The sequence below is a fragment of the Halobellus sp. MBLA0158 genome, from assembly GCF_041477585.1.
In the GTDB taxonomy this organism is placed as follows: domain Archaea; phylum Halobacteriota; class Halobacteria; order Halobacteriales; family Haloferacaceae; genus Haloquadratum; species Haloquadratum rubicundus.
This window is the reverse complement of record NZ_JBGNYA010000001.1, coordinates 697,260-722,106: the sequence shown is the minus strand read 5'-3', so window position 1 is coordinate 722,106 and position 24,847 is coordinate 697,260. Positions and strand designations below refer to the sequence as shown.

Here is a 24,847-nt window from a genome sequence, read left to right as displayed (position 1 = left end):
CTACCCCAACCCTGGGAGTAGACGGCCTAATCGTTACCGGTCGTCGCCGCGTCGGCCGTTGAGATCCCGATCACGCGTCGTCGAGGCGCTCCTGCCACTCCTGGACGCGACTCATAAGTTCGATCGGCGAGACCTCCGCCAGATCGAGGGCTTCGAGGTCCGCCGCGACGTCGGCGAGCGCCGGGTCGGGATCAGGGTCGGGAGTTGACCCTCCGCCGGCGCCCGTCGCCGCTTCCGACGCTCCCGACTCCGAGCGCTGGCCGCCGTCGGTCGCTTCCGCCGCCTCCGCCGCTCCCGACGCGTCGGCGCCGCGATCCGAGCCGCTCCCGTCGACGAACTGCCCCGACGAGAGGTCGAAGACGGCCTGCGTCGGGCCGCTGTCGCTTCCGCCCCCGCCGCTGCCCTTCGCTTCGATCGCCTCCTCGGCGCGGAGCCGTTCGAGCACCTCGTCCGCGCGGGAGACGACGGGTTCGGGGACGCCCGCCAGCTCCGCGACGTGGACGCCGTACGACCTGTCGGTGGGTCCCTCCTCGATCGTCCGCAGGAAGGTGACGTCCTCGCCCGAGTCGTCGACGGCGACGTGGACGTTCTCCACGCGCCCGAGGTGGTCCGCCAGCGACGTGAGCTCGTGGTAGTGGGTCGCAAACAGCGTCTTCGCGCGGATCTCGTTGTGGAGGTACTCGGTCGCGGCCCACGCGATCGAGATGCCGTCGTAGGTGGCGGTCCCCCGCCCCACCTCGTCGAGGATGACGAGCGAGTCCTCGCACGCCGAGTGCAGGATGTTCGAGAGCTCCTGCATCTCGACCATAAACGTCGAGCGGCCCTGCGCGAGCTCGTCGAGCGCCCCCACACGAGTGTAAATTCCGTCGACGAGCCCGATCGTCGCCGAGCGCGCGGGGACGAAGCTGCCGATCTGAGCGAGAAGCGTGATGAGCGCGACCTGGCGCATATACGTCGACTTCCCGCTCATATTCGGCCCGGTGACGAGCAGGAACCCCCGCTCTCGGTCCATCGAGAGGTCGTTCGGGACGAACTCCGTGGTCTGCTCGACGACCGGGTGCCGGCCGGCCTCGATCTCCAGCGGCCCTGACTCGACCAGCTCCGGCCGGACCCAGTCGTTGCCGACGGCGTGGGCCGCGAGCGACGCCAGCGCGTCGACCTCGGCGAGCGCGCGGCCGACGTCCTGGAGGAGCTCCGCGCGCTCTCCGATCCGGTCGCGGAGGTCGCAGAACAGCTCGTATTCGAGGTCGCCGCGTGCCTCCTCCAGTCGGAGGATCTCCCGCTCGCGCTCTTCGAGTTCGTCGGTGACGAACCGCTTCGAGTTCTTGAGCGTCTTGATCTCCGTGTAGTGGTCCGGGACCTGATCGGCGACCGATTTCCCGATCTGGATGTAGTGGCCGTCGGTCTTGTTGCGGTCGACGGTGACGTGGCTGAGGCCGTGCTGTCGCTTCTCGCGCTCGGCCAGCGTGTCGATCCACTCCTGGGCCTCGTCGTGGCGGTCGAGCAGGTCGTCGAGTTCGTCGTCGTAGCCGCGCTCGAACAGGCCGCCCTGACTGACGGTCTTCGGCGGGTCGTCGGCGAGCGCCGCGTCGAGTTCCTCGCGGATCTCCCCGGCGATCTCCCGGTCGGGCCGGTCGACGACCTCCGCCAGGGGCGAGTCCGCGAGCGGCGAGCCCGCGATGGCGTCGGCGACGGCGGGGAGGATCGCGAGCGTGTCCCGGACAGCGAGGAGGTCGCGGGCGTCGGCGCTCCCCGAGATCGTTCTGGCCGCGAGCCGTTCGAGGTCGTAGCCGCCGTCGAGCGCCTCGCGGACGCGCTCGCGCGCCAGCGCCGCCGACGCCAGGGCTTCGACGCAGTCGAGCCGACGGTCGAGTTCGTCGCGGTCGCGGCGGGGGCGCGTCACCCACTCCCGCAGGAGCCGGCGCCCGGGGCTCGTGACCGTGTGGTCGATCGTCTCGAAGAGCGTCCCGTCGCTGCCGCCCTGCATCGTCTCTGTGAGTTCGAGGTTGCGCTGGGTCGTCGAGTCGAGTTCGAGGTGGTCCGTCGTCTCGAAGCGCCGGACCCGCGTCATCGATGGCAACACGCCCGCGCCGGTCTCCTCGACGTAGCGGAGGACCGCGCCCGCGGCGCGGATCGCTTCTTCCTCCCGGATGCCGACGCTGTCGAGCGTCTCCCGGCCGAACTGCTCGCGGAGCGCGTGCTCCGCGCGGCCGGGCGCGAAGGCGTCGACCTCGAACAGCGAGACCGTGGCATCGGTCTCCTCGCGGAGGCGCCGGGTGACGGCGTCGTCGCCGCGGACGTCCGGCCCGGGGAGAATCTCGACGGGCCCGAAGCGGTGGAGTTCCGACAGCGCCGCGTCGACGCCCTCGGCGACGGTCACGAGGAACTGCCCGGTCGTCGCGTCCGCGAAGGCGAGGCCGATCCGTGCGTCGTCGGTCGCGGTTCCGGCGCCGCCCACGTCGCCGACGACCGCGGCGGTGTACCGCGCCTCGGCGTCGTCGGTTTCGAGCAGGGTGCCCGGCGTGACGATCCGGGTGATCTCGCGGTAGTGGTCGCCGCCGTCGCCCTCGAACTGGTCGGCGACAGCCACCCGGTAGCCGCGCTCGACGAGCGCCTTCAGGTACGGCGTGAGGTCGTCGACCGGGACGCCGGCCATCGGGTACGACGAGCCGTGTGAGGACTTCTGAGAGACCTTCAGATCGAGTTCGTCGGCGACGCGCTCGGCGTCGTCGGCGAAGAACTCGTAGAAGTCGCCGCACTGCATCGTCAGGATGTCGGCGTCGGTCTCGGACTTCAGAGAGAGGAACTCCTCGACGATTCCCTGCGAGGCCATACCCGCACCTGGGCGGCGGGCGGATAAAACGCTACGGTGTGGGAGGTGCCGCGGTCCGGGTCCCGCGGGTCCGCGGCCACGAGCGTTTACATACGATCGCGAGGCCAGGCCCGCCGTGACGTAATAGCGGTCCTGCGCCGGTCGGCGGGTGTCCGGCACGTCGGCGCGGGAGCGGTTCGAAATGGGAGGTGCCGGCTGTTCGCAAATCGCCTCGGAGCGACTGTGCTCGCCGAGCTACCGGTCCACCTCGCCCATAATCGTGTCGAGGCTCCCGAGCGTCGCGATCAGGTCGGGGATGTAGCCGCCGCGGGTCATCTCGGGGAGCGCCTGGAGGTGCGAGAAGGAGGGGCCGCGGATCTTGAACCGCGCGGGCGAGTCGGTGCCGTCCGCGCGGATGTAGATCCCGAGTTCCCCTTTCGCGGCCTCGACGGCCCGGTAGACCTCGGTGTCGTCGTCCGGTTTGAGCGTGCGGGGGACGTTCGCCTGGATCTCTCGGTCCGCCTCGGGCCAGTCTTCGAGCAGCTCGGCGCACTGCTCGACGATCCGCGCGGACTGCTCGATCTCGCGGAGGCGGACGAGCAGCCGCGCGAAGTTGTCGCCGTCGGGCTGGGTGACGACGTCCCACGCCAGTTGGTCGTAGTAGCCGTAGGGGTCGTCGCGGCGGAGGTCGTAGTCGACCCCGGAGCCGCGAGCGACGGGGCCCGTGCAGCCGTAGGCCTTCGCCGTCTCCGCGGAGAGGACGCCCGTGTCGACCGTCCGCATCTGGATGACCTCGTTGCCGGTGAGGAGGTCGTGGTACTCCGCGAGCCGCGTCGGCAGGTCGTCGACGAAGTCGTAGACCCGCTCGAAGAACTCCTCGCGCGGTTCGGGGAGGTCCCAGGCGACGCCGCCGAGCCGGAAGTAGTTGAACATCAGCCGCTGGCCGGTGAGGTCTTCGAGGATGTTCTGGATCCGCTCGCGGTCCTTGATCGCGTACATAAACGTCGCCGTGAAGTCGCCGATGACGTCGAGCGCGTACGCGCCGACGGCCAGGAAGTGCGAGAGCATCCGCGAGAGCTCCGCGGCCATTGTCCGGATCACCTGCGCGTACTCCGGGACATCGATGTCGGCGAGTCGCTCGGCCGTCCGAGCGTAGGCCCACTCGTTGAGCAGGCCGGCGCCGCCCCAGTCCCACCGGTCGGGGTACGGCATAATCTGGTGGCGGTAGGTCTTCGACTGGCACATCTGCTCCTCGCAGCGGTGGATGTAGCCGATATCGGGCTCGACGTCGACGACCTGCTCGCCGTCGAGGGTCACCTCCAGGTGGAGGACGCCGTGGGTCGCGGGGTGGTGCGGCCCGATGTTCAACAACAGGGTGTCGCCCTCGCGGTCGTCGTCCTGGATCGGATTGACGTTCTCCGTGTAGGGGACGATCTGCGGCCGGTCCCGGTCGTAGTCCCTCGACAGCGGGTGCCCCTGCCACGTCTCGGGCAGGAGCAGGCGCCGCAGGTCCGGGTGGTCGTCGTACTCGATCCCGATCAGGTCGTAGGCCTCCCGCTCGTGCCAGCCAGCGGTCGGAAAGACCGGTGCCGCCGACTCGCTCGCGGGGTCGTCCAGCGGCGCGGGCACGACGACGCTCAGTTCGGCGGTGGGGTCGTCGTACCGCTTGAGGTGGTAGATGGTCTCGTAGCGGTCCTCGTACTGCTGGGCGGTGGCACACGAGCAGTGATCGAAGCCCGCCTCGTCGCGGAGGTAGCGGAGGGCGTCCTGGACGGCGTCGGGGCGGATCACGACGCCGGGCGCGTGGAGGTGGTCGTCGCGGCGGACCGAGAACCGCTCGTCCAGGCCGCGGATCGCGGCCTCGGCGGAAGGACGGGACCGCGCGTCGGGCGAAACCGATTCGGCGGGGGACGCGGAGGGGGGTCGCATACGCACGTGTTCGGAACGGGAGTGCCTGGAATTACTGCCTCAAAGGTGAGGAGTATTTTTATTTGTCGCGCGAGACACCGGTCCCGATGCGCTCGGTCCGACTCCGACTCGATCTGCCCGCGGCGTACGTCCACCCGATGCACGCGTTCGTCGCCGACACGCCCGGCTTCCGGGAGACGCGGCTGCGACACTGGAACCCCTCGGTCGGCGAGCGGAACACGCTCGTGTTCTTCGTCGACGGCGATGACGAGGCCGCCTACACCGACGCCCTGGCGGACCAGCCCTCGATCGCCGAGTACGAGACCGCGGCGGCGGAGGGCCGGCGCGGCTTCCACCTGGCCGTCACCGAGGACCAGCGGACGGCCGACGCGCGGCTCACGGCGGCGTTCCTCGGCACCGGCGTCGTCGTCGTGCCGCCGATCGTCTACCGAGAGGACCGCGCGATCGACGTCTCGCTTGTGGGGGCGAGCGGCGAGCTGACCACGGCGATCGACGGCCTTCCGGGCGACGTCGACGTGACCGTCCGCCGCGTCCGCCCCTACGACGGCCGGGTGGCGGATCCGACGGCCGCGCTCACGCCGCGGCAGTTGGCGGCGCTCGAAGTCGCGGTCGACATCGGGTACTACGCGAGCCCGCGCGAGGCGACGCTCGACGCCGTGGCGGCGGAACTCGACTGCGCGGTCGGGACCGCGGCCGAACACCTCCGGAAGGCCGAGGCGACCGTACTGCGGCAGGTCGTCGCGTCGGTCCCGGGCGGGCGCCGGTGAGAAGGGAGTCGCTCAGTCGCCGCCGACGGCGCACGCCTCGGTGTACTCGACATCTTCGATGGTCCCGATCGGGTCGTCGCCGCAGACGGGGCAGTCGGGGGTCCGCTGGTAGGGCACCGTCTCGAAGGAGAGGTCCATCGCGTCGTAGAAGAGCAGTCGGCCCTCCAGCCCCTCGCCCGCGTCCAGGACCAGTTTCACGGCTTCGGTGGCCTGGATGCAGCCGACGGTGCCCGGCAGGACGCCGAGAACGCCCGTCGTCGCGCAGTCGGGGACGGTCCCAGGCTCCGGCGCCTCGGGGAACAGACAGCGGTAACACGGCCCCTCGGGCGTGAGCGTCGTCATCTGGCCCTCGAACTTGTAGATCGCGCCGTGAGCGATCGGGATATCGTGGATCCGACAGAAGTCGTTCAGGAGGTAGCGCGTCGGGAAGTTGTCGGAGGCGTCGACGACGACGTCGTACTCGGGGACGATCTCGGCGACGTTCGTCTTGTCGAGCCGCGTCTCGTAGGTCTCGACCGCGACGTCGGGGTTGAGATCGGCGACGAAGTCGGCCGCGCTCTCGACCTTCGGGCGACCGACGTCCGCGTCGGCGTGGACGATCTGGCGCTGGAGGTTGCTCCGCTCGACGACGTCGTCGTCGACGACGCCGAGGGTGCCGACCCCCGCGGCCGCGAGGTACTGGAGGACCGGCGAGCCCAGCCCGCCCGCGCCGACGACGAGCACCCGCGCGCCGAGCAGCCGCTTTTGGCCGTCCGGACCGACCTCGTCCATAATGATGTGTCTGGAGTAGCGGTCCAGCTGCGTGGCGTCGAGGGAAAGGGACATACGCGTACTGGGAGGTCGAGGGGGATAACTTCTCGTGGAACCGGTCGGCTACGTCGGCTCCCGTCGTCCCCGCGACGAGACCGAACGGGACCGGTCGGAGGGAGACGTACAGACGCGACTATCCGCGACTGTCAGCGCCGGCGTCGGGTCACTCCGCACAGCAGGCTTCGGCCTCGTCGGCGTCGCCCTCGGCGGGGTGGGTCTCCGGCGCGTCGTCGGTGAGTTGATACAGGTTCTGGCGCGCGTCCGCGAAGTAGACGTCTTCGTCGACCACGTCGATGTCCTCGAGCCGTTCGAGGGCGTACCGGACCGTCCGTGCGGAGAGCATCGACTCCTGCACGATCCCCTTCTGGGTCAGCGGGCCGTTGTACTCGAGTACTTTGAAGACGAGCTTCGCGCTCGGCGGGAGGTCGTCGAGACTCTCCTGTTCTGCCTCTGCCATCGGTACGAATCGAGAAGGCGAACGGTCATAAACCTTCGCGAGTCGGGACGGCGAATCGGGACGATAACGGAACGATAGCGGGTGACAACGGTGTAATCGCGTTTCGGCCGACCGCTCGCTCGATCGATCTGATCGACCGTCCGACTCTTTCGGCGCGCCTAAAATCCGCAACGACTATACGGTGGATTAGGTTTGCCTAAATTATGGGAACGCCAGACGGATCGCGACGCGTCACGCGCCGCCGGTATCTCGCCGGCGGGAGTGCCCTCCTCGCGAGCGGACTGATCGCGGGGTGTGCCGGAAGCGACGGGGGGACAGACCCCTCGACGGACGACGGAACCGATTCGGGAGCGGGCGGCGCCGAATCGTCGACCGCCGAAGCGACGGCGACGGGCGAGGGAAGCGACGGGTCCTACACCGCGTCGCTGTCGCCGGTCGGGACAGTGCGCTTCGAGTCGGTCCCGGAGAACGTCTTCACGATGTACAATCAGTACGCGGATATGCTGGTCGCGCTGGGGCGCGGCGACGCCGTCAACTCGATGTTCGTCCCGGAGATGGCGGGTCCGACGATGAACCGCTACTACGAGCGCCTCGACGGCGTCGCCTTCGAGTGGGACGGACTCCCGAACCCCTACGACGACTTCTCGAAGGAGTTCTTCTACGGCCTCGACAGCGACCTCCACCTGCTGGACCCGGCGTGGGCCGTGACCCAGGACGGGTGGAACCGGAGCGACGTTGGGGAGCTCACCGACAACCTCGGGCCGTTCCTCGGGAACTTCTACAGCGGGACCCACGGTACGCCGCCGGAGCCCTACGCCGAGGGGTACCAGTACTACACGCTCTGGGAGCTGTTCGGGCGCGTCGCCGACGCGTTCGGCGAGCGGGAGCGCTACGAGCGACTGGCCGCGGTCCACGAGGACCTGCTCGCGCGGATCCGCGCGGACCTCCCGCCGAAGTCCGAGCGGCCGACGGCCGTGCGGGTCACCCTCGGCGACGGGCAGTTCTGGACCTACCACCTGAATCGCCCGGGGTACTGGCTCGCCGACACGCGCCCGCTCGCCGCGAACGACGCCTTCGGGAGCGAGACCTGGGACGGGCTCTGGGGCTCGGTCGGCTACGAGACGATGGCGGAGGCCGACCCCGACGTCATCCTCCACCTGTGGGGAGTGACGCCCCGTTACGAGATGGCGTCGGTCCGCGATCGCCTCCGCTCGCACCCCGTCGGAAGCGACCTGACCGCCGTGCAAAACGACCGCGTCTACGCCCAGGGGATGCGCTACCAGGGGCCGCTGATGAACCTCTTCCAGATCGAGATGACGGCGAAGCAGCTCTACCCCGACGTCTTCGGCGAGTGGCCCGGGTACACGGACGGCGAGGCGTACCCCGAGATCCCGCCGAGCGAGCGCCTCTTCGACCGGTCCCGCGTCGCCGAGATCGTCACCGGGGCGTAGCGGAGCGAGGCGGCACCGAGCGGACGCCACGCTTTTGCGGCGACCCGCCCTACGGGTCGGAGATGACAGACGGCGCGAAGATCGCAGACGTCGGCGACGTGCCCGAGTCCGGGTCGTATCTCTTCACGGCGGAGGACGCCTTCACGAACGAGACCGAACTCATCCTGGTGCGGTGCGAGGAGGAGCCGGGGATCGCCGCCTGGCCCAACACCTGCACGCACCAGGAGCAGGCGTTCGACCGCGGCGACGGCGCGGCGATGCGCGACGGGAAGATCATCTGCCCGCGCCACGGGTCGCTGTTCGACGCCTGCGACGGCGGCTGCGACAACGGCCCCGCCGCCGGGACCGAGCTCTCGGACGTCGAAGTCGCCGTCGAGGACGGCGCGGTGTTCCTCAGCGACGACAACTACACGTTCCTGCACGCCGGCGGCACCGGCGGCGACGAACCGGGATCGACCTCACACATCTCGTTTTGACCTCAGCGGTCAGAACACGGCTTCGCCGGGCAGAAGGTCCCGGTGACAGGTCCGACACGCGGTGAAGCCGTACCGGTCGAAACACCGTGTCTCGTGTTCGCACAGTTCACACGTCGTGCTCTCGCCGAGCGTCGGTCCGGGGTTCGTCTCCCGCCGGTACGGGCTGATCGAATTCTGTTCGGTCCGCGGCCGCGACGAGTCTAGCATTTCGTGGCGAATCGTATGATCTCGACACGCATAACCCTATTTTACGATAATCGATCGTGGTGAAAATATTTACTCGCAGCGTGTTCCCCGTTGCGTTCGGTTCGTTGATATTTCCGGGAAGAGTCCGTCCGCGAGCTACTCGGCTTCGAGTTCGATCGCCGGCCGGAACGGCACGGCCTGTTTGTGCGCCTCGACGTCTACGCCTTCCCGCTCGACCACGACCTCGGCGTCGAACTCGCGGCCGAGGAAGTCGGCGGCGCGCTCGTAGGCCGCGGCCTCGTCGAGGGCCGCGAGGGCGTCGAGGTCGGCGTCCTCGCGACCGCGGGCGAACTCGATCAGTTCGCCGACGAGGTCGTTGACGGCGTCGCCGCGCTCGCGGAGGTCGGGGTCCTGCATCACCTCGCCCATCACCGCGCCCTGGTCGGCGCCGACCTCGGCGACGGTCCCGAAGACGTCGTGCTTCCAGCCGGCGGCGACGGTGATCCGGATGCGGTCGGGGTCGGCCTCGGGGACGTCCTCGTCGGCGTTCTCCAGCGACTGCTGGATGCCCTGGACGTCCTCGACGAGCCGCTCGATCTGCGTCTCGGCGACCTCGACCTCGCGGTCGAGGAGCGCGGCGTCGACCTCCGGCCACGGGGCGTCCTCGGCGGGCGTGCCGGTCAGCCGCTCGTGGAGTTCGTTCGCCAGGAACGGGACGAACGGCGCCAGGAGGCGCAGGCGCGTCTCGGCGACCTCGCGGAGCGTCCACCGGGCCGCGGGTCGGGAGCGGTCCGTCCGTCGGCGGTACCACCGCAGGTCCTCCTCGAAGTCGTAGAAGGCGGCCTGGCTCGCCGTCCGGGTCTCCGATCCCTCCATCGCGTCAGTGACCTTCGCGACCGTGCGCTGGAGCCGCGAGAGGAGCCAGCGGTCGGCGGTGTCGAGGTCGGGTCGCTCCTCGGGGCCGGGCTCGTCGACGACGTCCCGGACGCGGTTCCAGAACCGCTCCAGCTGATTCCGGACGGAAGCGACCTGCTCGGCGCGCCAGTCGTAGTCCTGCCAGGGCTCCGCCGAGTTGAGGAGGAAGAAGCGGACCGTGTCGGCGCCGTACTCCTCGATGGCGTTGCCGGGGAGGACGACGTGGCCCTTCGAGGAGGACATCTTCTCGCCCTCCAGCAGGCCCATCCCCATAATGACGATTCCCTCGGGCCACTGGTCGGGGTCGAACAGCTCGGCGTGGTGGAAGAGATAGAAGGTGAGGTGATTGGAGATGAGGTCGTTCGCGGAGAAGCGGTAGGTGACGGGATACCAGTAGAGCCACTCCGAGCGGAGTTCCAGCGCCCGCTCGTCGGGGTCGTCGACCGCGTCGGGACCGTAAAAGAGCGCGTCGAAGAACTCCCGGTCGAGGTCCTCGACGGGGATCTCAGCCAGTCGGTGGGCGATCGTGTAGTACGCCATGTAGATCGTCGAGTCCGACAGCGGCTCGATGACGAAGTCCTCGTCCCACGGCAGGCGGGTTCCGAGCCCGTAGTTCCGGATGCATGGCCACTCGTTGAGCCAGTCGATCGTGTGGTCGTACTCGCCGCGGGTGTTCTCCGGGATCGCCTCCATCTCCGCGACGGCGTCGTGGGCCAACTGCTTCCAGTCCTCGTCGTTGTAGCGGAGGAACCACGTGTCCTGCTCGGCGACGACGACGTCGCCGCCGCACCGGCAGACGACCTCCTCGGAGAACTCCTGCATCGTCCCGAAGGCGCCCTCGTCGCGGTAGGCGTCCTTGAACCGCCCGCGGACGTCCTCGACTACCTCGCCGGCGAACTCGCCGTACTCGTCGTTCAGGACGCCGCGGTGGAACTCGCTGTTGTAGAGCTCCTTCGTCGCCGCCTCCAGGTCGGGGTCGGCGCTCGATTCGATGCCCGCCTCCTCGACCGCGGTCTTGGCCGGGATCTCGCCGTAGCCCTCGATCGAGAGGATCGGCACGGGCTCGATCGCGTCGACGTCGGCGGGGTCGATCCCGTACTCGCGCATCCGCTCGTCGTCTTCCTTCGCCTCCCGGAGCGCGACGTAGTCGTCGGGCGAGTGGGCCGGCACCGACATCACGACGCCCGTGGCGTTCTCGGCGTCGACGAAGTCGGCGGGGAGGACGAGCACCTCGTCGCCGGTGATCGGGTTCGCCACGCGCTCGCCGACGAGGTGTTCACCGGAGACGGTTCGTTTGGGGACGACCTCGTGGCCCTGCAGTTGGAGCTTTTCCACCGCCGGCGCGGAGACGAACCACTCCTCGTCGTTGACGTCGGCGATCACGTAGTCGGCGTCGGGGTCGATGTAGGCGTTCGTGACCCCCCGGACGGTCTCGGGCCGGAGCGTCGCCATCGGGACGACCGTGTCGCCGTGGCCGAAGCGAATGAGCGTGTACTCCTGGAACTCGGCCTCCTCGCCTTCCAGCAGGTCGTGGGTCGTGACGGGCTGTTCCTCGTTGGTGCAGTACTTCACGGGGTGGAGGCCCTTCTCCAGGCGGCCGCGGTCCCGCAGCGTCTCGTACTGCCAGGTGATGAACTTCGAGTAGCGGTCGTCGTTGGTGGTGAACTCCCGCCGCCAGTCGATCGAGAGGCCGAGGTCCTTCATCCCCTTCTTGTAGTGGTCCTCGATGAAGTGGCGGGCGTAGCCCATCGGGGTTTCGAGGTCCTGAAGGGTGTCCTCGGCGACGTTGTAGGTGTCCCGAAGCACCGACAGTTGCTCTTCTTCGCCCTTCTTCAGGCGCTCGACCGCGCCGATGATCGGCGTGCCGGTGACGTGCCAGGCGATCGGAAAGAGGACGTTGTCGCCGCGCTGGCGGCGGTATCGGGCGTAGACGTCGGGGACGGTGTAGGTGCGGGCGTGGCCGATGTGCATCCCGCCGCTGGGGTAGGGATACGGGACCGTGATGAACGTTGGGTCCTCGTCGGCCTCGGCGGGGTCGGCCTCGTACCGACCCTCCTCGGCCCACCGCTCGCGCCAGCGCGCTTCGAGTTCCTGTGGGTCGTACTCGTCCATACCTGTTCCCTGACGACGCCGGCGTAAAATATCTCCTAACTCCGCCGCGCCGAACGGACAACGCTAAGGCTGCCGCCGGACGCCTTCGGGTATGCACGCAGACGCGGTCGTCCTCGACATCGACGGCGTCCTCGTCGACGTCGCCGACTCCTACCGGCGCGCGATCGTCGAGTCCGTCGAGCGCAGGTATGGAAAGACGATCGACCGCGAGGACGTCCAGTTCTTCAAGGACGCCGGCGGCTTCAACAACGACTGGGACGTGACCTACGCGGCGGCGCTGTATGTCCTCGTCGACGAGCGGCGCCCCCTCGACCTCGACGCGTTCACCGACCGGATTGAGGCCGCGGGTGGCGGTCTCGACGCCGCCGAGTCGGTCGCCGAATCCCACCTCGACGACGAAGCGTGGGAGGCCGTCCGTGCCGAGTGGAACCGCGAGGACCTCCGGGACGTCTTCCAGGCGCTCTACCTCGGCGCGGACCTCTACCGCGAGCTCGAAGGCGGCGAGCCGCCGGTCGAGGCCGCGGGCTACATCCACGACGAGCCGGTGCTCGTCGAGCGCGGGACGCTCGACCGGCTCGGCGAGCGAGTCCAGGTGGGCGTCCTCACGGGTCGGCCGGCCGCCGAGGCCGACATCGCCCTGGAGCGCGCCGGGCTCTCGGTCCCCGCGGACCACCGCTTCACGATGGACGACTGGGAGGAAGGAAAGCCGCACCCGAACGCGCTGACGACGCTCGCGGCGCGGTTCGACGCCGACGCGGTCGCGTTCGCCGGCGACACCCTCGACGACGTGAAGACCGCCGTCAACGCCGCCGAGGCGGACCCCGACCGGACGTACCACGGGATCGGCGTCCTCACCGGCGGGCTGACCGGCGAATCCGGCCGGGAGGCCTTCGAGGCCGCCGGCGCCGCGGCCGTCGTCGACTCCGTGAACGACCTCCCGGATCTGTTGTTCGGAGAGTGAGACTGGGATCGACCCCGAGAGGGGCCACCGCACGCGACGAGTAGGCTTATCTTCCCGGTGGCCGACAGTCCGACGATGGACGCGCTCCGACTCGAACGGCTCGCCTGGGCGGTCGTCTTCGCCGCCGTCGTCGCGGTCTTCGGGACCCTGCTCGTCGTCCCCGACCCGACCGGGGCGGTGGCGGCCGGCGTCGCCCTCGTGGCCTTCGCCGTCGTCAGCGTGCTCGCCGCGCGCTTTGCGCTCGGGTCGATCCCTCGCGACGCGGTCGTCGGCGACCAGACCGCCCGGTATCTCACCTTCTTCGTCGTCGCGCTCGCGCTGCGGGTCGCGCTCGGCACGCTCGGCTTCGGCGGGTTCGCGGGCGCCGCCGTCGCCTTCGGCGCCGCGTGGCTCGCGGCGATGTGGGGCGAGCGCCTGAATCCGAAGCGCTGGGGCGAACGCGGGGAGGGCGCCGCGTGAGCGGGGAAGACGCGAGCGGCGGAGACCGACCCGACGGACCCGAGGCGGACGGAGCGAGCGCCGCGGGGAGCGACGGCGGATTCGAACGCGGCGTCGCCCACCACTTCCTCCGGTTCGTCTCCGTCGTCCTCGCCGTCGACGCGCTCGGACTGGGCGTGTGGTGGCTTCTACCTCCCGAGGCGTCGATCCGAACGGTCGTGCTCGTCGGGACGCTGATCGTCGCTCCGTTGCTTGGGTTCCTGCTCGTGTACGCGCCCACGGTGTCGCGGTCGCGAGCGCGGAGTTGAGGCGCTTCCGACACCGGTAGGCGTCCCCGCACACCCAATCCTTTAGCGGGTCGCCGCCGACCCCTCGGTATGCGAATCGCACTGCTCGGCGGGACCGGCGACGTCGGCGAGGGGCTGGCGCTCCGGTGGGCCTACCACTCCGACCACGACGTCGTGATCGGCTCCCGCGACCCCGACGACGCGCACGACGCGGCCGACAGGTACGAACGCGCGGTCGCCGACCACGGCCGCGAGCGGAAGATCACGGGCTTCGAGAACACGATGGCGGCCGACCGCGCCGAGGTCGTCGTCCTCTGTGTGCCGCCGTACCACGTCGCCGACACGGTCGAGTCGATCGAAGGGAGCCTCGACGACGGCGACGTCCTCGTGACGCCCGCCGCGGGGATGAAGCGCGACGACGACGGCTTCCACTACCACCCGCCGAGCGCCGGCAGCGTGACCGCCCTCGTCGCCGACGCCGCGCCCGACGGCGTCCCCGTCGTCGGCGCCTTCCACAGCCTCGCGGCCGGCCGCCTCGCCGACCTCGACGCAGAACTGGGCGTTGACACGCTGGTGATCGGCGACGACGCGGACGCGAAATCGCGCGTAGCGGGCCTCGCGGAGGACATCGACGGCCTCCGCGCGCTCGACGCCGGCGGGCTCGCGAACGCCCCGGAGGTGGAGTCGCTGACGCCGCTCCTCGTCAACGTCGCCCGCGAGAACGACGGCCTCGGCGACCTCGGGGTCTCGTTCCGGTAGAATCAGAACCGATCGCGGAGTTCGAGGCGGAGATCGTCGAGGTCGCGGTCCTCCATCGCGAGCAGGACGAGCAGGTGATAGACTAAGTCGGCGCTTTCGGCCAGCAGCTCCTCGTCGTCGCCGTCCTTCGCCGCCAGGATAGTCTCTGTCGTCTCCTCGCCAAGCTTCTCCAAGACGGCGTTTTGCCCCTTCTCGTGGGTGAAAAGCGAGGCCGTGTAGGAGCCCTCGGGGAGCGTCTCCTTCCGGTCTTGGATCGTCGCGAAGAGCTCGTCGAGCACCTCCGCCGGCGGCGTGTCCGAGTCCATACGGGTGCGTAGGTCGGCCTCGGGGGAAGAAACGTCCGGTTCGGCGGGCGATCCGTGGCGGACGGCCGGGAGCGAACGACCGATTCAGGCCGGGTGGACGGTGATCCGCTCCTTCCGGTCGATCGCCTGCTCCAGTTCGTCGGCGATGGCGCTGCCGCGTGAGACCTGGATGTCGCCGCCGCGGCCCACCGTCGCGGTGAAGAGGTACTCGCCGTCGGCGCGGATCTCGACCGTCTCGCCGACGTGTTCGTCCATCCGGACGACGACGTGCCGGGAGGTGACCTCGGGCGTGACGACGATACCGTCGTCGCCGCCCGAGCCGCCGGCACCCGCGCCGGCGCCAGCCCCTCCGGCACCGCCGGCACCCCCGCGAGAGGGCTTCTCGTCGTGGGTCCGGACGTCGATGTCGATCCCCAGGCGGTCCTCGATGTCGGAGATCCGCCCGCCGCCCTTGCCGATCACGTAGGAGATGTCGTCCTCCTCGACGTAGACGACGGCCTCGTTCTGGCTCTTGAGTTCGACGTCGACGTGCCCCCGGGCGATCGAGCGGATCTCGCGTTCGATCTCCTGGCGGGCCAGGCGGTCGACGCCCGTCTCGCTCGCCCCCTCGTCGTCGCCGAGCGGGACGGTGATGACCTGGCGGTTGAAGGTGTAGATCTCGTACTCCGGTTTCCCGGTCTCGAAGTCCGCGACCTGGATGACCGGCCGCGCGAGATCCTCGGCGGTGAGGCCCTCGGGGACTTTCACTTCGGTCGTGACGTCGTAGACGGTGTCGACGCGGCCGTCCTCGATGTAGACGACCGTGTCGACGACCTGCGGGATCATCCCGAGTTCGACGCGGCCGACCAGTCGCTGGAGGGCGTCGATCGCGCGAGTGGCGTGGACGACGCCGACCATCCCGACGCCGGCCAGCCGCATATCCGCGAAGACGCCGAAGTCCTTCGTCTTCCGGACCTCGTCGTAGATGGTGTAGTCCGGGCGGACCAGGAGAAGGGAGTCGGCGGTCTTCTCCATATCGCCGCCGAGCGCGGTGTACTGGGTGACGTCGGGGCCGACCTGGAGGTCGCGGGGCTTTTCCATCGTCTTCACCGCGTAGTCGGCGTCGGTGAGGAACTCCGCGACTGCCTGGGCGAACGTGGACTTCCCGGCGCCGGGCGACCCCGAGATGAGGACGCCGCGCTGGCGTTCCTTGAGTCGGTCCCGGAGCTCGTCGGCGAACTCGTAGTCGTCGAGGTCGGTCTTGACGATCGGCCGGACGGCGGTGATCTCGATGCCGTCGGCAAAGGGCGGCCGCGCGACCGCGATGCGGTAGTCGCGGAACTGGACGATGCTCATCCCCGGCTCGGAGAGTTCAAGGAAGCCCTCCGAGCTGGTACGGGCGGTCTCTTCGATGTCGTCGGCCCACTCCTTCATCTGGGCTTCGTCTGTGACCTCGTCGCGGATGGTCTGGTAGGACATCTCGCCGATGGCGCCGCGCTTGGCCTTCGGTCTGGTGCCCGTCTTGAGGTGGACCGACATCGTCTGCTCGTCGAAGAACTCCTCGATGACGAGGCCGCCGGAGCCGCGGACGCGCGGCTCGACGTACTCGACGTCGAGGCCCTTCGCCTTCGCGACCTCCGACTGGACGACGTCGCTCGTCAGGAGCGTCGCGTCCTCGTCCTCTGCGACCTCGCGGATGAGCGCGTCGACGTCGCCCTCGTGGGCGCCGGTGGCCTCGCTGGGCTTGGTCCGCCGGCCGACGTAGCGGACGGTGACGTCGCCGTCGTCCGCGAGCCCGGCGAGGCGCTGGAGCTCTTCGAGCCCGGCCCAGCCGGTGTCGAGGCCGTCGTTGGCCTGCGACTCGAGTTCGCCGACGACGGCCTCGGGGACCAACACAGTCCCGCCCTCGCCCGACTCGACCCGCTCGGACACGCGACCGTCGACGACCGCGCTCGTGTCCGGCACTATCTTCATATCACCGCGTTCGCCCGGCGGACGGATAAGGGTATAGACTGGGACTCGAAAGAGCGCGGAACAGTCCCTTCGAGATCAGTCGTCGGCGGACGCCGGCGCGGCGATCCCGTCGCCGTCGCCGAACTCGAAGCCGCCGAGGGAGTCGGCCGCGTCCGTGCGGTGCTCTTCGAGGACCTCGAAGGCCCCGACGAGGCCGTCGAGGCCGTTCGCCCGGTCGGAAAGCGTCGCGGCCTGGTCGTCGAGTTCGTGGAGGGACTCGGACTGCTCGGCGGCGTCGTCGACCGCGGCGGCCGTCTGCGCCGTGGTCTCCTCGGCGATGTTCGCGACCTCGTCGACGCGCGCGGAGACGTCCTGGGCGGACTGGGCCTGCTGGTCTGTGGCGTCGCTCACCTCGCGGATGGAGGCGTCGATCCCCTCGATGTCGTCGACGATTGACTCGAACTCCGCGATCGCCTCCGAGACCGTATCGACGCTTGATTTGACCTGCTGGTCGGTCTCGCGCACGGTCGCGAGCGTCTGCTCGGAGCGGGCGGTGACCTCCTCGATGAGCGTCGAGACCTCCTCGGCCGAGTCGCGGGTCTCCTCGGCCAGGTCCTTGACCTCCTGGGCGACGACCCCGAAGCCGTCGCCCGCGTCGCCGGCGTGGGCCGCCTCGATCGAAGCGTTGATCGCCAGCAGATTGGTCTGGGAGCCGATCTCGTCGATGAACGCCGCGATCTCGTCGATCTCCTCGATCTGGGCGGCGAGCTCCTCGACGGCCGCGGCCGTCTCCTCGATCTGGGTCTCGACCGTGTCGAGTTCGTCCATCGCGCTCGTCGCGACGTCCCGGCCCGCGCGGCCCCGCTCGGCGGCGCGCTCGGCCGAGCCCGCGACCTCGTCGGCGGAGGCGGCGATCTCCTCGACCGTCGCCGAGAGGGTCGAGAGCTCTGAGGCGACGGTCCCGAGGTGGTCGGCCTGCTCGTCGGCGCCGGCCTCGATCTCGTCGACCGCGGCCGCGACCGCCTCGCTCGACTCGGTCGCGCGCTCGACGTGCCGCTGGGCCTCGTCGCTCATCGCGGCGACCTGGTCGGCGAACGCCTGGACGTCCGCGATCGTCTCCGAGAGCGTCCGGACGAACTCGTTGTACGAGCGGGCGACCTCGCCGTAGCGGTCGTCCTCTTCGGCCAGCTCCTCGGCGGGCATCAGCGCCGTGAGGTCGCCCTTCCGAGCGCGCTCTGTGGCCTCGGCGAAGGCGTCGACGAGCCGCTGGAGCGCCCGCGTGTGGGTCGTCAGATCGGTCGCCATCCGGCCGAGCGAGTCGCCGAACGCCCCCGGGAGCCGCTCGTCGAGGACCGGATCGTCGAAGTCCCGATCGGCCATCGCTGTCGCCTGGGCGGAGACCAACTGGAGGTGCTCGTACATGTCGGCGAAGTCGTCGACGAGCTGTGCCACCTCGTCGTCGCCGTCGGTCTCGGGCGGCGGCGTCGAGAGGTCGCCCGCGGCGACCGCGGCGGCCGACGTCGAGAGCGCGTCGATCGGCTCGACGACGTCCCGGCGGACGACCAACACGGTGTTCAGAAACGCTACGAGCGCCGCGAGCAGGAGGCCCAGGGACAAGAGCGTCTGGGTCCCGCCGCTCGTGACGAGCGGCAGGCCGGCCTGGGCGATCGAGATGCCGAACTGGATCCCGACGGCGGTGAGCACCTTCCGAGCGACCGACCGGGAGACGCCGAGAATGTCCATCGTCCCCCACAGGAGCCGTTCGTACGATTCGAGGAGCATACGAAGTCGATGCCGACGGGTATCTATAAGGCCACGATCCGTTTTCAGTTTTCGATAACGCGAAGCGCTGAGAATCGGTTGACGGTATTAATGTTCGCGTTCAAAGATCAAATTTGATATTTCAGGTCAGAATACGACCGCCGGCCGTCGCGGCCGGACGGCTACCGCTCCTGGTACCAGGACGCGAACTTCGCGAAGGCGCGGCCGCGGTGGGAGACGGCGTTCTTCGCCTCGGCGCTCATCTCGGCGAAGGTCGTCCCGTCGTGCTCGAAGATGGGGTCGTAGCCGAAGCCGCCGTCGCCGCGCGGTTCGACGATCCGTCCCCGGACGGATCCGGTGAACAGCTTCACCGGGAGGGGGTCGTCGGCGTCGTCCGCGTCATCGTCGGCCCCGACGGCCGCGGCCGCCGCGCGGTCCTCGCGGTCGACGGGGTCGGGGCTCGCGTCGAAGGCGTCGCCGTCGCAGTACGCCAGCACGCAGCGGAACGACGCCCGGCGCGGGGCGTCGATCTCGCGTGCGACGAGCCGCTGGACGGTCTCGATCCCCAGCGTGTGCTCGACGAAGGCGGAGTACGGCCCGGGGAAGCCGTCGAAGCCCTCGACGAACAGGCCGGCGTCGTCGACGAGGACCGGCTCGCCGGCGTGGCGGTACGCCTCGCGGGCGCCCCGGACGGCGATCGGGCCCAGTTCCGCGGCCTGGATCTCGGTGTAGTCGTAGTTCAGTTGTTCGACCGCGTCCAGGTACTCGCGCGCCTCCCGCACCTTGCCGGAGTTGGTCGTGACGTAGCGGAGCATTCGCCTGTACTGGCCGGCGTCGGGAGAAAGTCCCGTCGGTTCTCGCTCCGATTCGGAGCTAACGCAGAGCGGGTCGAAGGCCCCGAAAATCAGTCGACGATGACCTCGACCGGCCCCTCGTCCTCGTCGTCTTCGGTCTCGGCGCTCCCGCCGGACTGCTGTTCCTGCCAGAGGAGCGCCCCGACGACGACGAGCGCGATCCACGACCGCCAGTTCGCGAGGTTGAGGGTGTAGCCGATGCCGAACGGCTTCTTCACGAGCATCCCCTCGCCCGGCTGCCAGTACGACGAGAGGAGTCGGCCGATCGACGGCCGCTCGAAGTTGTACGGGATCCCGAGAATCTCGCCCTGTTTCGGTTTGTCTGCCATACCGTCGGGTACGCCGGGCGGTAATAAATCGTTTTGGCATCCGAAGGCGGTCTGCCGATCGCTCGGCGCGAGTGTTTATATACGAACGGGCGGCCAGCGGCCGTGTGATCTGACCGACGCTCCCGCGTCGTCAGCGGTCGTTCGGCACAGCGACGCGGGAAACGACGAGAGCGACCGTGCCGACTGTTCGCCACAACACGAACGCGAAACGCCCGCGGTAGCTACTGGTACCGGCCCCGGCCCTCGACGTCGCGGAGTCGCTGCCGGACGGCGTCGTCGCCGACCGCGGCGTAGCCGGCCTCGAACGCCTCCAGCAGCGGCGCCGGGTCGGCCGCGGTGCCCGCGACGCTCTGCTCGAAGACGTGGAGGTCCATCGCGTGGTCCTCGACGTGGCCGGTGTGGTAGCCGAGGCCGAAGTCGATCAGGTACGTCCGCGCGTCGCCGACGCGGACGTTCCGGGTCGTGGGGTCGCCGTGGACGAACCCCGCGTCGTGGATCGTCGCGAGGTGGCGCCCGACGTCGCGGCAGCGGTCGGCGGTGAGCGCCGCCGCCAGGTCGCCGTCGCCGACGCGCTGGAAGACGAGCGTTCCCTCGGCCGGATCGACGTCGTAGACGACGGGTGTCGGGACGCCGGACCGCCGCGCGGCGCTCGTGAGCCGCGCCTCCGCGCGCGTCCGCTCGGCCCGGAGCCGGTCGTCCAGCGCCGGGTGTCGGTACGCCTTCGGCACGCGCTCTTTCACCACGCGGTCCGCCTCGATCGTGACGACCGCCTCCGCGCCGCGGATGGTTCCGGCCACCGCGGGGTCGCGGACGACCGACTCCGCGTCGCCGCGCCAGGTCACCGGCACCTCGTCCGGCCGGAAGTCCGGGTCGACCGACGACTCGGGGATCGAGAGCGTGTCGCCCGCCGCGTGCATCTTCGCGCCGAGCACGGCGATCATCCCCGCGTTGTCGCGGAGGAACCGCGGGTCGGGCGCGTAGAAGTCCGCCCCGCGCTGCTCGCACATCGATTCGAGCATCTCCCGGAGCCGGCGGTTCTGGCCCACGCCGCCGCCGAGGACGAGCTCGTCGGTCCCGGTGAGCGACAGCGCCCGCTCTGCGACTTCGGTGAGCATCGCGAAGATCGTCTCCTGGAGGCCGGCGCAGACGTCCTCGACGGGGACGCCCTCGTCGACCGCGTCCTTCGCGGCGGACATAATCCCCGAGAAGGAGAAGTCCATCCCCTTCACCACGTACGGGAGGTCGTAGTACTCGCCGTCGGCGGCGCGCCGTTCCACTTTGGGCCCGCCGGGGTGGGACCAGCCTAGGTGTCTGGTGAATTTATCGATCGCGTTGCCGACGCCGGTGTCCATCGTCTCGCCGAGGATCCGGTAGCGGCCGTCGTGGTATCCCAGGAGATGGGCGTTCGCGCCCGAGGCGTTCAGACACACGGGCGAGTCGAAGCCGGACTGGTGCCGCCCGATCTCCAGGTGCGCCACCATATGGTTGACGCCGACGAGCGGGACCGATAGCGTGCCAGCCAGCGACCGCGCCGCGGTGCCGACGACGCGGAGGCACGGCCCCAGTCCCGGACCGCGCGAGAACGCGACGGCGTCGATATCGAGACCCGGGCCGTCGCTCGTCTCGTCGGCGTGATCGAGGATCGCCGAGACGACCTCGGGGATCGCCGAGCCCATATGTTCGGCGGCCTCTCGGGGGTGAATCCCGCCGCTCTCGGGTTGATAGGCGTCGGACTCGATGACGACCGCCTCGGTGTCGGTGTCGTAAAGCGCGGCGCTGGCGGCCCAGGCGGTGCCTTCGATCCCGACGACGCGCATCGAAAAAAGCGTTCGCTACGGCCGACTCAGGCCTCTTCGGCCTCGGCGTCGGCGCCCTCGTCCGCCTCGATCTTGTTCCGGTCGAGCATATAGTCCTGCTCGATGTCGCGGGCGAAGTCCGGCGACTCGTAGACCTTCGCGTAGCCGACGGTCTTCCGCATCCCGAACTTCGTGTCGAGCTCGTGGATGACGACCTCGTCGGAGTCCTTGTTCAGCTTCGCCGCGAGGCTGTCGCGGACCGAGAGCCGCGACGGCGTCGCCTCTTCGTGAACGATCTCGAACCGGACGTCGGACCGATGCAACATCGGGTTCTCGTCCTCGGAGATAATGTCGATTTCCATGGTTCAGTTGTTCTACCATCCAGCCGAAAGGAGTAAAAGGATTTCGAAGGCCCGACTCGGGCGCGAAATCGGCTGAAACGTCGGAAACGGACGGTCGTATCGGCTTCGACTCCGACGGGGACGGGACTCACTCGGCGAGGCCGAGCGCCGCGAGCGCGCCGTCGACGTCGCCTTCCATCTCGGAGAGCAGCGACCGCATCTCGACTTTCGCCTCGGACGTGACCGCGACGGCGACCATCCCCTCGCCGGGCTGGCCGTAGACGACCGTCGCGCCCTCGGGGGCGACGAGCACCGCCGGGAGCGTCGCGAGGTCCTCCTCGCCCTCGACGACGATGGTGACGGGTTCGGGGTCGGCGACCGCGTCGGCCAGCGCGGTGAGGAGCGCCTCCGAGAGCGTGCCCGGTTTGTTGGCGACCTCGCGCCGGTGCTCGGGGTCGGCGAGGGCGTCCCGGATTTCCGCGTCGACTTCCTCGCGTTCGGTCCGGCCGTCGACCAGCGCGACCGCGGGGACGTGGCTCGCTTGCCGAAGGTGGTAGGTGACGACGTCGCCGACGGCGACGATGGGGCGTCCGGATTCGGAGAGCAGCTGCTCGGCGTCCTCGTAGACGGGGCCGAACGGCTCCTTGAACGAGCTCCGCAGGCTCGCGGGCAGCGAGAGCATCCGTGTCTCAGCGGACCTTCAGCGCGTAGCCGCCGGGCTCGTTGACGTTCATCTCCTCGGCGATCTCCGAGCGCTCGGGGTGCGTGATGACGACGTAGCCCGCCCAGTCCTCGGTGAGGCTGCTCGACCCGCAGTTCTCACACGCCTGCGCGTCGGCGTGGTTGATGTAGTGGCACTCCCGGCAGGCGAGACGGGACTCCGCCATCTATTCGCCCTCCGCGCCGGTCGTCGCCGTGTTGGCCTGGCGGTCCGCCTCCAGCCAGCCGTGCTTGCCGAGGCCGGGCTGCTTGGCGGTGAGGCCGATCTTCGAGTCGCGGGGGTTGCGCTCGTCGATGCTCTTCGTCACGACGCGGACCCGGACCGAGTCGCCGACGCCGAGCGTGCGGTTCGACTCGGTGGAGGCGAGCTGTTGGTTCTCGCCGTCGTAGGCGAGGTACTCGTCGGAGATCTGCGAGACGTGGAGCAGCCCGTCGACCGGCCCGATGCCGACGAACGCGCCGAACTCGACGACCTCGACGACCTCGCCGTCGACGACCTCCTGCATCGAGGGGTCGAAGGTGATCGCGTCGAACTCCGCCTCGTAGTAGACGCCGGCGCGGCCGGGGAGCACCGTCCCCTCGCCGATGTCGTGGACGTCGACCACGCTGACGACGCTGCCGACGTCTTCGTCCATCCGTCCTTCGAGCTTGTCCTGCAGGAGCCGTTTGACCCGCTGCGGCGTCACGTCCGCGAGGTGCTCTGGCGGCACCTCGACTGTGTCTTTGAGTCGTACCCGTTTGTACATACGTTATGGTTCTGTTATCTCCAATGTGTTTCGCCCCCTTAAACCGATTACGCGAACGCCGCGTTCGAGCAACCGGTCGCGGAGCGGCCTGTCGTTGGTGAGCGCGTAGTCGCCTTCCGCCTCGGCGAGTTCGACGACGGCGTCGTCGGCGTAGGACTCGCCGGTCTCGACGACCCGGCACCGCGAGACGAGGTCCCGACCGACGCTCGCGGCCGTCGCCTCGGTCCCGTTCCCGGATTCGGCGAGCTTCTCCAGCTCGGCGACGACCGAGCGGGGAACGGCCAGGTCGGCGTCGGCGCCGACGAGGCGGTCGAGCTCGTCGAAGACGCGGACGTCGAGTTCGACCGGCATCATCAGCGCGTTCGTGTCGAGTATCACCGTCGTCATCTCCTGTGTCTGCTATCGTGCGCTATCGTCCGTCGCCGACGCGACCCGCCGTCTGGCCGCTCACTGGAGCGTCCCGACGCCGATGAGCCGCCAGCGCGCGCCGACACGGCGGTTGATCGCGATCTTCGCGCCCGACTCGGCGCAGACGGGGCGCTTCAGCGCCACCTCGGCCTCGTCCGAGCGGGCGCTGGTGACCGAGCCGACGGTCGTGGCGGTCCCGACGGTGAGCATCAGCGGCTCGCCCGTCGAGATCTCCTCGACGCTCCCCTCGTCCTCGCCGACGATGCGGTCGAGCAGTTCGACGTCCATCGTGAACTGCTCGCGCGTGGGCGGGAGCGTCCCGGGCTCGCCCGCGACCTGTCCGGCGAGGGCGTCGCCCTTCGTGAGGCTCGGGTCGAGGCCCGTGCCGATGCCGCAGAGGCCACCGGGGCGGACCTCCTCGACCGACTGGCCGCCGGCCTGCAGCGAGCGGATCTCGGTCTCGATCGGCTGCCACTCCGAGGAGCCGCCCTCCTCGACCTCGCGGCCGGGGCGGAGTTCGAGCTCCTCGTCGACCGAGAGCTTGCCCTGCACGACGGAGCCGCCGACGACGCCGCCGGAGAGGTCCTCCCACGTCGTGCCGGGGCGGTTGATGTCGAACGAGCGGGCCGCGAAGAGCCGCGGGTCCTCGGTCTCGTCGCGCTCGGGCGTCGGGATCTCCCGCTCGATCGCGTCGATCAGGAGGTCGATGTTCACTTCCTGCTGTGCGCTGACGGGGACGATCGGCGCGTCCTCGGCGACGGTCCCGGAGACGAACTCCTGGATCTGCTCGTAGGACTCGACGGCGCGCTCGCGGTCGACGAGGTCGATCTTGTTCTGCGCGATGACGATGTTGTCGATGCCGATGATGTCCAGCGCCATCAGGTGCTCTTCGGTCTGGGCCTGCGGGACGTCCTCGGTCGCGCTCACGACGAGGACGGCGCCGTCCATGATCGCCGCGCCCGAGAGCATCGTCGCCATCAGCGTCTCGTGGCCCGGCGCGTCGACGAACGAGACCGTTCTGAGTACCTCCGTCTCCTCGCCGTCGGGGCCGGTCTCTTCGACCGTGTAGCACTCCGGCGCGTCGACGCCGGGAACCGTCCGGAACGTGGCGTCCGCGTAGCCGAGGCGGATGGAGATACCGCGCTTCATCTCCTCGGAGTGCTGGTCAGTCCACGAGCCGGACAGCGCCTGCACGAGCGTCGTCTTCCCGTGGTCGACGTGCCCGACGAGTCCGATGTTCACCTCCGGTTGTTGTGTTTGTTGTGTCACCATTGACCTCCTAGAGAGTAATCTTG

The 24,847-nt window shown here is 69.4% G+C and carries 24 protein-coding genes; 7 read left to right on the top strand and 17 right to left on the bottom strand.

Annotated features, from left to right (window positions below; genetic code table 11):
• Positions 1-70 precede the first annotated feature (70 nt).
• Positions 71-2,833 (bottom strand): DNA mismatch repair protein MutS, encoded by a 2,763-nt coding sequence (gene mutS / locus OS889_RS03665; protein WP_372387390.1) that lies wholly within the window; start codon positions 2,831-2,833, stop codon positions 71-73.
• Between the two features lie 234 nt (positions 2,834-3,067).
• Positions 3,068-4,741, bottom strand: a complete 1,674-nt coding sequence (locus tag OS889_RS03660; RefSeq protein ID WP_372387388.1) for an NADH-quinone oxidoreductase subunit D — start codon at positions 4,739-4,741, stop codon at positions 3,068-3,070.
• Positions 4,742-4,827: 86 nt separating this feature from the next.
• Here OS889_RS03660 and OS889_RS03655 point away from each other — a divergent pair, with 86 nt between their 5' ends.
• Complete coding sequence (locus OS889_RS03655; protein ID WP_372387386.1) at positions 4,828-5,508, top strand: helix-turn-helix domain-containing protein; 681 nt, start codon at positions 4,828-4,830, stop codon at positions 5,506-5,508.
• Positions 5,509-5,520: 12 nt separating this feature from the next.
• On the opposite strand, the gene ubaA is transcribed toward OS889_RS03655, so the two are convergent.
• Together ubaA and OS889_RS03645 are read right to left on the bottom strand one after the other, a co-directional pair.
• Positions 5,521-6,333 (bottom strand): SAMP-activating enzyme E1, encoded by an 813-nt coding sequence (ubaA, locus tag OS889_RS03650; RefSeq protein ID WP_372387384.1) that lies wholly within the window; start codon positions 6,331-6,333, stop codon positions 5,521-5,523.
• A gap of 148 nt (positions 6,334-6,481) precedes the next feature.
• The gene (locus OS889_RS03645; RefSeq protein ID WP_372387382.1) at positions 6,482-6,775 is read right to left on the bottom strand and encodes an ArsR family transcriptional regulator; all 294 of its coding nucleotides are present in this window, start codon (positions 6,773-6,775) and stop codon (positions 6,482-6,484) included.
• 203 nt (positions 6,776-6,978) lie between these two features.
• On the opposite strand from OS889_RS03645, the gene OS889_RS03640 reads away from it, so the two are divergent.
• Positions 6,979-8,226 carry an ABC transporter substrate-binding protein gene (locus OS889_RS03640; protein WP_372387380.1) on the top strand — a complete coding sequence of 416 codons (1,248 nt, stop codon included), beginning with the start codon at positions 6,979-6,981 and terminating at the stop codon, positions 8,224-8,226.
• A gap of 62 nt (positions 8,227-8,288) precedes the next feature.
• Positions 8,289-8,702, top strand: a complete 414-nt coding sequence (locus OS889_RS03635; RefSeq protein WP_372387378.1) for a Rieske (2Fe-2S) protein — start codon at positions 8,289-8,291, stop codon at positions 8,700-8,702.
• A 342-nt stretch (positions 8,703-9,044) separates the two neighbouring features.
• Here OS889_RS03635 and leuS read toward each other — a convergent pair whose 3' ends face one another.
• Positions 9,045-11,915 carry a leucine--tRNA ligase gene (gene leuS, locus OS889_RS03630; protein WP_372387376.1) on the bottom strand — a complete coding sequence of 957 codons (2,871 nt, stop codon included), beginning with the start codon at positions 11,913-11,915 and terminating at the stop codon, positions 9,045-9,047.
• A gap of 91 nt (positions 11,916-12,006) precedes the next feature.
• On the opposite strand from leuS, the gene OS889_RS03625 reads away from it, so the two are divergent.
• The 4 genes from OS889_RS03625 to npdG all read left to right on the top strand — a co-directional run bounded on the left by OS889_RS03625 (position 12,007) and on the right by npdG (position 14,360).
• Positions 12,007-12,876 carry a TIGR01548 family HAD-type hydrolase gene (locus OS889_RS03625; RefSeq protein WP_372387374.1) on the top strand — a complete coding sequence of 290 codons (870 nt, stop codon included), beginning with the start codon at positions 12,007-12,009 and terminating at the stop codon, positions 12,874-12,876.
• 75 nt (positions 12,877-12,951) lie between these two features.
• Positions 12,952-13,335, top strand: coding sequence for a hypothetical protein (locus OS889_RS03620; RefSeq protein ID WP_372387372.1), 384 nt, complete (start codon positions 12,952-12,954; stop codon positions 13,333-13,335).
• Positions 13,332-13,622: a DUF7534 family protein gene (locus OS889_RS03615; RefSeq protein WP_372387370.1), complete on the top strand. Its 291-nt coding sequence runs from the start codon at positions 13,332-13,334 to the stop codon at positions 13,620-13,622. Before OS889_RS03620 ends, OS889_RS03615 begins: the two co-directional genes overlap by 4 nt.
• A gap of 69 nt (positions 13,623-13,691) precedes the next feature.
• Positions 13,692-14,360 (top strand): NADPH-dependent F420 reductase, encoded by a 669-nt coding sequence (npdG, locus tag OS889_RS03610; RefSeq protein ID WP_372387368.1) that lies wholly within the window; start codon positions 13,692-13,694, stop codon positions 14,358-14,360.
• 2 nt (positions 14,361-14,362) lie between these two features.
• Here npdG and hisE read toward each other — a convergent pair whose 3' ends face one another.
• The 12 genes from hisE to OS889_RS03550 form a co-directional block, all read right to left on the bottom strand.
• Entirely contained in the window at positions 14,363-14,665 is a 303-nt protein-coding gene (hisE, locus tag OS889_RS03605) for a phosphoribosyl-ATP diphosphatase (RefSeq protein WP_372387366.1), read from the bottom strand.
• A gap of 84 nt (positions 14,666-14,749) precedes the next feature.
• Positions 14,750-16,618 (bottom strand): PINc/VapC family ATPase, encoded by a 1,869-nt coding sequence (locus tag OS889_RS03600; RefSeq protein ID WP_372387364.1) that lies wholly within the window; start codon positions 16,616-16,618, stop codon positions 14,750-14,752.
• 75 nt (positions 16,619-16,693) lie between these two features.
• Positions 16,694-18,379, bottom strand: a complete 1,686-nt coding sequence (locus OS889_RS03595) for a methyl-accepting chemotaxis protein (RefSeq protein ID WP_372387362.1) — start codon at positions 18,377-18,379, stop codon at positions 16,694-16,696.
• A 161-nt stretch (positions 18,380-18,540) separates the two neighbouring features.
• Positions 18,541-19,173, bottom strand: a complete 633-nt coding sequence (locus tag OS889_RS03590; RefSeq protein WP_372387360.1) for a non-canonical purine NTP pyrophosphatase — start codon at positions 19,171-19,173, stop codon at positions 18,541-18,543.
• Between the two features lie 89 nt (positions 19,174-19,262).
• Positions 19,263-19,541: a DUF5808 domain-containing protein gene (locus tag OS889_RS03585; protein WP_372387358.1), complete on the bottom strand. Its 279-nt coding sequence runs from the start codon at positions 19,539-19,541 to the stop codon at positions 19,263-19,265.
• A 221-nt stretch (positions 19,542-19,762) separates the two neighbouring features.
• Positions 19,763-21,358 carry a bifunctional N(6)-L-threonylcarbamoyladenine synthase/serine/threonine protein kinase gene (locus tag OS889_RS03580; RefSeq protein ID WP_372387356.1) on the bottom strand — a complete coding sequence of 532 codons (1,596 nt, stop codon included), beginning with the start codon at positions 21,356-21,358 and terminating at the stop codon, positions 19,763-19,765.
• A 26-nt stretch (positions 21,359-21,384) separates the two neighbouring features.
• On the bottom strand, positions 21,385-21,699 hold the full coding sequence (locus tag OS889_RS03575) for a 30S ribosomal protein S24e (protein ID WP_372387354.1): 315 nt from the start codon (positions 21,697-21,699) through the stop codon (positions 21,385-21,387).
• Positions 21,700-21,826: 127 nt separating this feature from the next.
• Positions 21,827-22,360, bottom strand: coding sequence for a GTP-dependent dephospho-CoA kinase family protein (locus OS889_RS03570; protein ID WP_372387352.1), 534 nt, complete (start codon positions 22,358-22,360; stop codon positions 21,827-21,829).
• Between the two features lie 7 nt (positions 22,361-22,367).
• Positions 22,368-22,565: a transcription elongation factor subunit Spt4 gene (spt4, locus tag OS889_RS03565; protein ID WP_372387350.1), complete on the bottom strand. Its 198-nt coding sequence runs from the start codon at positions 22,563-22,565 to the stop codon at positions 22,368-22,370.
• A complete protein-coding gene (locus OS889_RS03560) occupies positions 22,566-23,144 on the bottom strand; it encodes a DNA-directed RNA polymerase (protein ID WP_372387349.1) in 579 nt (192 codons plus the stop codon).
• Between the two features lie 3 nt (positions 23,145-23,147).
• Positions 23,148-23,531: a type II toxin-antitoxin system VapC family toxin gene (locus OS889_RS03555; protein ID WP_372387347.1), complete on the bottom strand. Its 384-nt coding sequence runs from the start codon at positions 23,529-23,531 to the stop codon at positions 23,148-23,150.
• A gap of 60 nt (positions 23,532-23,591) precedes the next feature.
• Positions 23,592-24,821 carry a translation initiation factor IF-2 subunit gamma gene (locus tag OS889_RS03550; protein ID WP_372387345.1) on the bottom strand — a complete coding sequence of 410 codons (1,230 nt, stop codon included), beginning with the start codon at positions 24,819-24,821 and terminating at the stop codon, positions 23,592-23,594.
• Positions 24,822-24,847: the final 26 nt, after the last annotated feature.

Excerpts from the sequence above, each read along its gene's own strand:
- mutS (WP_372387390.1), bottom strand. The coding sequence starts at position 2,833 with ATGGCCTCGCAGGGAATCGTCGAGGAGTTCCTCTCTCTGAAGTCCGAG.
- OS889_RS03660 (WP_372387388.1), bottom strand. The coding sequence starts at position 4,741 with ATGCGACCCCCCTCCGCGTCCCCCGCCGAATCGGTTTCGCCCGACGCG.
- OS889_RS03655 (WP_372387386.1), top strand. The coding sequence starts at position 4,828 with ATGCGCTCGGTCCGACTCCGACTCGATCTGCCCGCGGCGTACGTCCAC.
- ubaA (WP_372387384.1), bottom strand. The coding sequence starts at position 6,333 with ATGTCCCTTTCCCTCGACGCCACGCAGCTGGACCGCTACTCCAGACAC.
- OS889_RS03645 (WP_372387382.1), bottom strand. The coding sequence starts at position 6,775 with ATGGCAGAGGCAGAACAGGAGAGTCTCGACGACCTCCCGCCGAGCGCG.
- OS889_RS03640 (WP_372387380.1), top strand. The coding sequence starts at position 6,979 with ATGGGAACGCCAGACGGATCGCGACGCGTCACGCGCCGCCGGTATCTC.
- OS889_RS03635 (WP_372387378.1), top strand. The coding sequence starts at position 8,289 with ATGACAGACGGCGCGAAGATCGCAGACGTCGGCGACGTGCCCGAGTCC.
- leuS (WP_372387376.1), bottom strand. The coding sequence starts at position 11,915 with ATGGACGAGTACGACCCACAGGAACTCGAAGCGCGCTGGCGCGAGCGG.
- OS889_RS03625 (WP_372387374.1), top strand. The coding sequence starts at position 12,007 with ATGCACGCAGACGCGGTCGTCCTCGACATCGACGGCGTCCTCGTCGAC.
- OS889_RS03620 (WP_372387372.1), top strand. The coding sequence starts at position 12,952 with ATGGACGCGCTCCGACTCGAACGGCTCGCCTGGGCGGTCGTCTTCGCC.
- npdG (WP_372387368.1), top strand. The coding sequence starts at position 13,692 with ATGCGAATCGCACTGCTCGGCGGGACCGGCGACGTCGGCGAGGGGCTG.
- hisE (WP_372387366.1), bottom strand. The coding sequence starts at position 14,665 with ATGGACTCGGACACGCCGCCGGCGGAGGTGCTCGACGAGCTCTTCGCG.
- OS889_RS03600 (WP_372387364.1), bottom strand. The coding sequence starts at position 16,618 with ATGAAGATAGTGCCGGACACGAGCGCGGTCGTCGACGGTCGCGTGTCC.
- OS889_RS03595 (WP_372387362.1), bottom strand. The coding sequence starts at position 18,379 with ATGCTCCTCGAATCGTACGAACGGCTCCTGTGGGGGACGATGGACATT.
- OS889_RS03590 (WP_372387360.1), bottom strand. The coding sequence starts at position 19,173 with ATGCTCCGCTACGTCACGACCAACTCCGGCAAGGTGCGGGAGGCGCGC.
- OS889_RS03585 (WP_372387358.1), bottom strand. The coding sequence starts at position 19,541 with ATGGCAGACAAACCGAAACAGGGCGAGATTCTCGGGATCCCGTACAAC.
- OS889_RS03580 (WP_372387356.1), bottom strand. The coding sequence starts at position 21,358 with ATGCGCGTCGTCGGGATCGAAGGCACCGCCTGGGCCGCCAGCGCCGCG.
- OS889_RS03575 (WP_372387354.1), bottom strand. The coding sequence starts at position 21,699 with ATGGAAATCGACATTATCTCCGAGGACGAGAACCCGATGTTGCATCGG.
- OS889_RS03570 (WP_372387352.1), bottom strand. The coding sequence starts at position 22,360 with ATGCTCTCGCTGCCCGCGAGCCTGCGGAGCTCGTTCAAGGAGCCGTTC.
- spt4 (WP_372387350.1), bottom strand. The coding sequence starts at position 22,565 with ATGGCGGAGTCCCGTCTCGCCTGCCGGGAGTGCCACTACATCAACCAC.
- OS889_RS03560 (WP_372387349.1), bottom strand. The coding sequence starts at position 23,144 with ATGTACAAACGGGTACGACTCAAAGACACAGTCGAGGTGCCGCCAGAG.
- OS889_RS03555 (WP_372387347.1), bottom strand. The coding sequence starts at position 23,531 with ATGACGACGGTGATACTCGACACGAACGCGCTGATGATGCCGGTCGAA.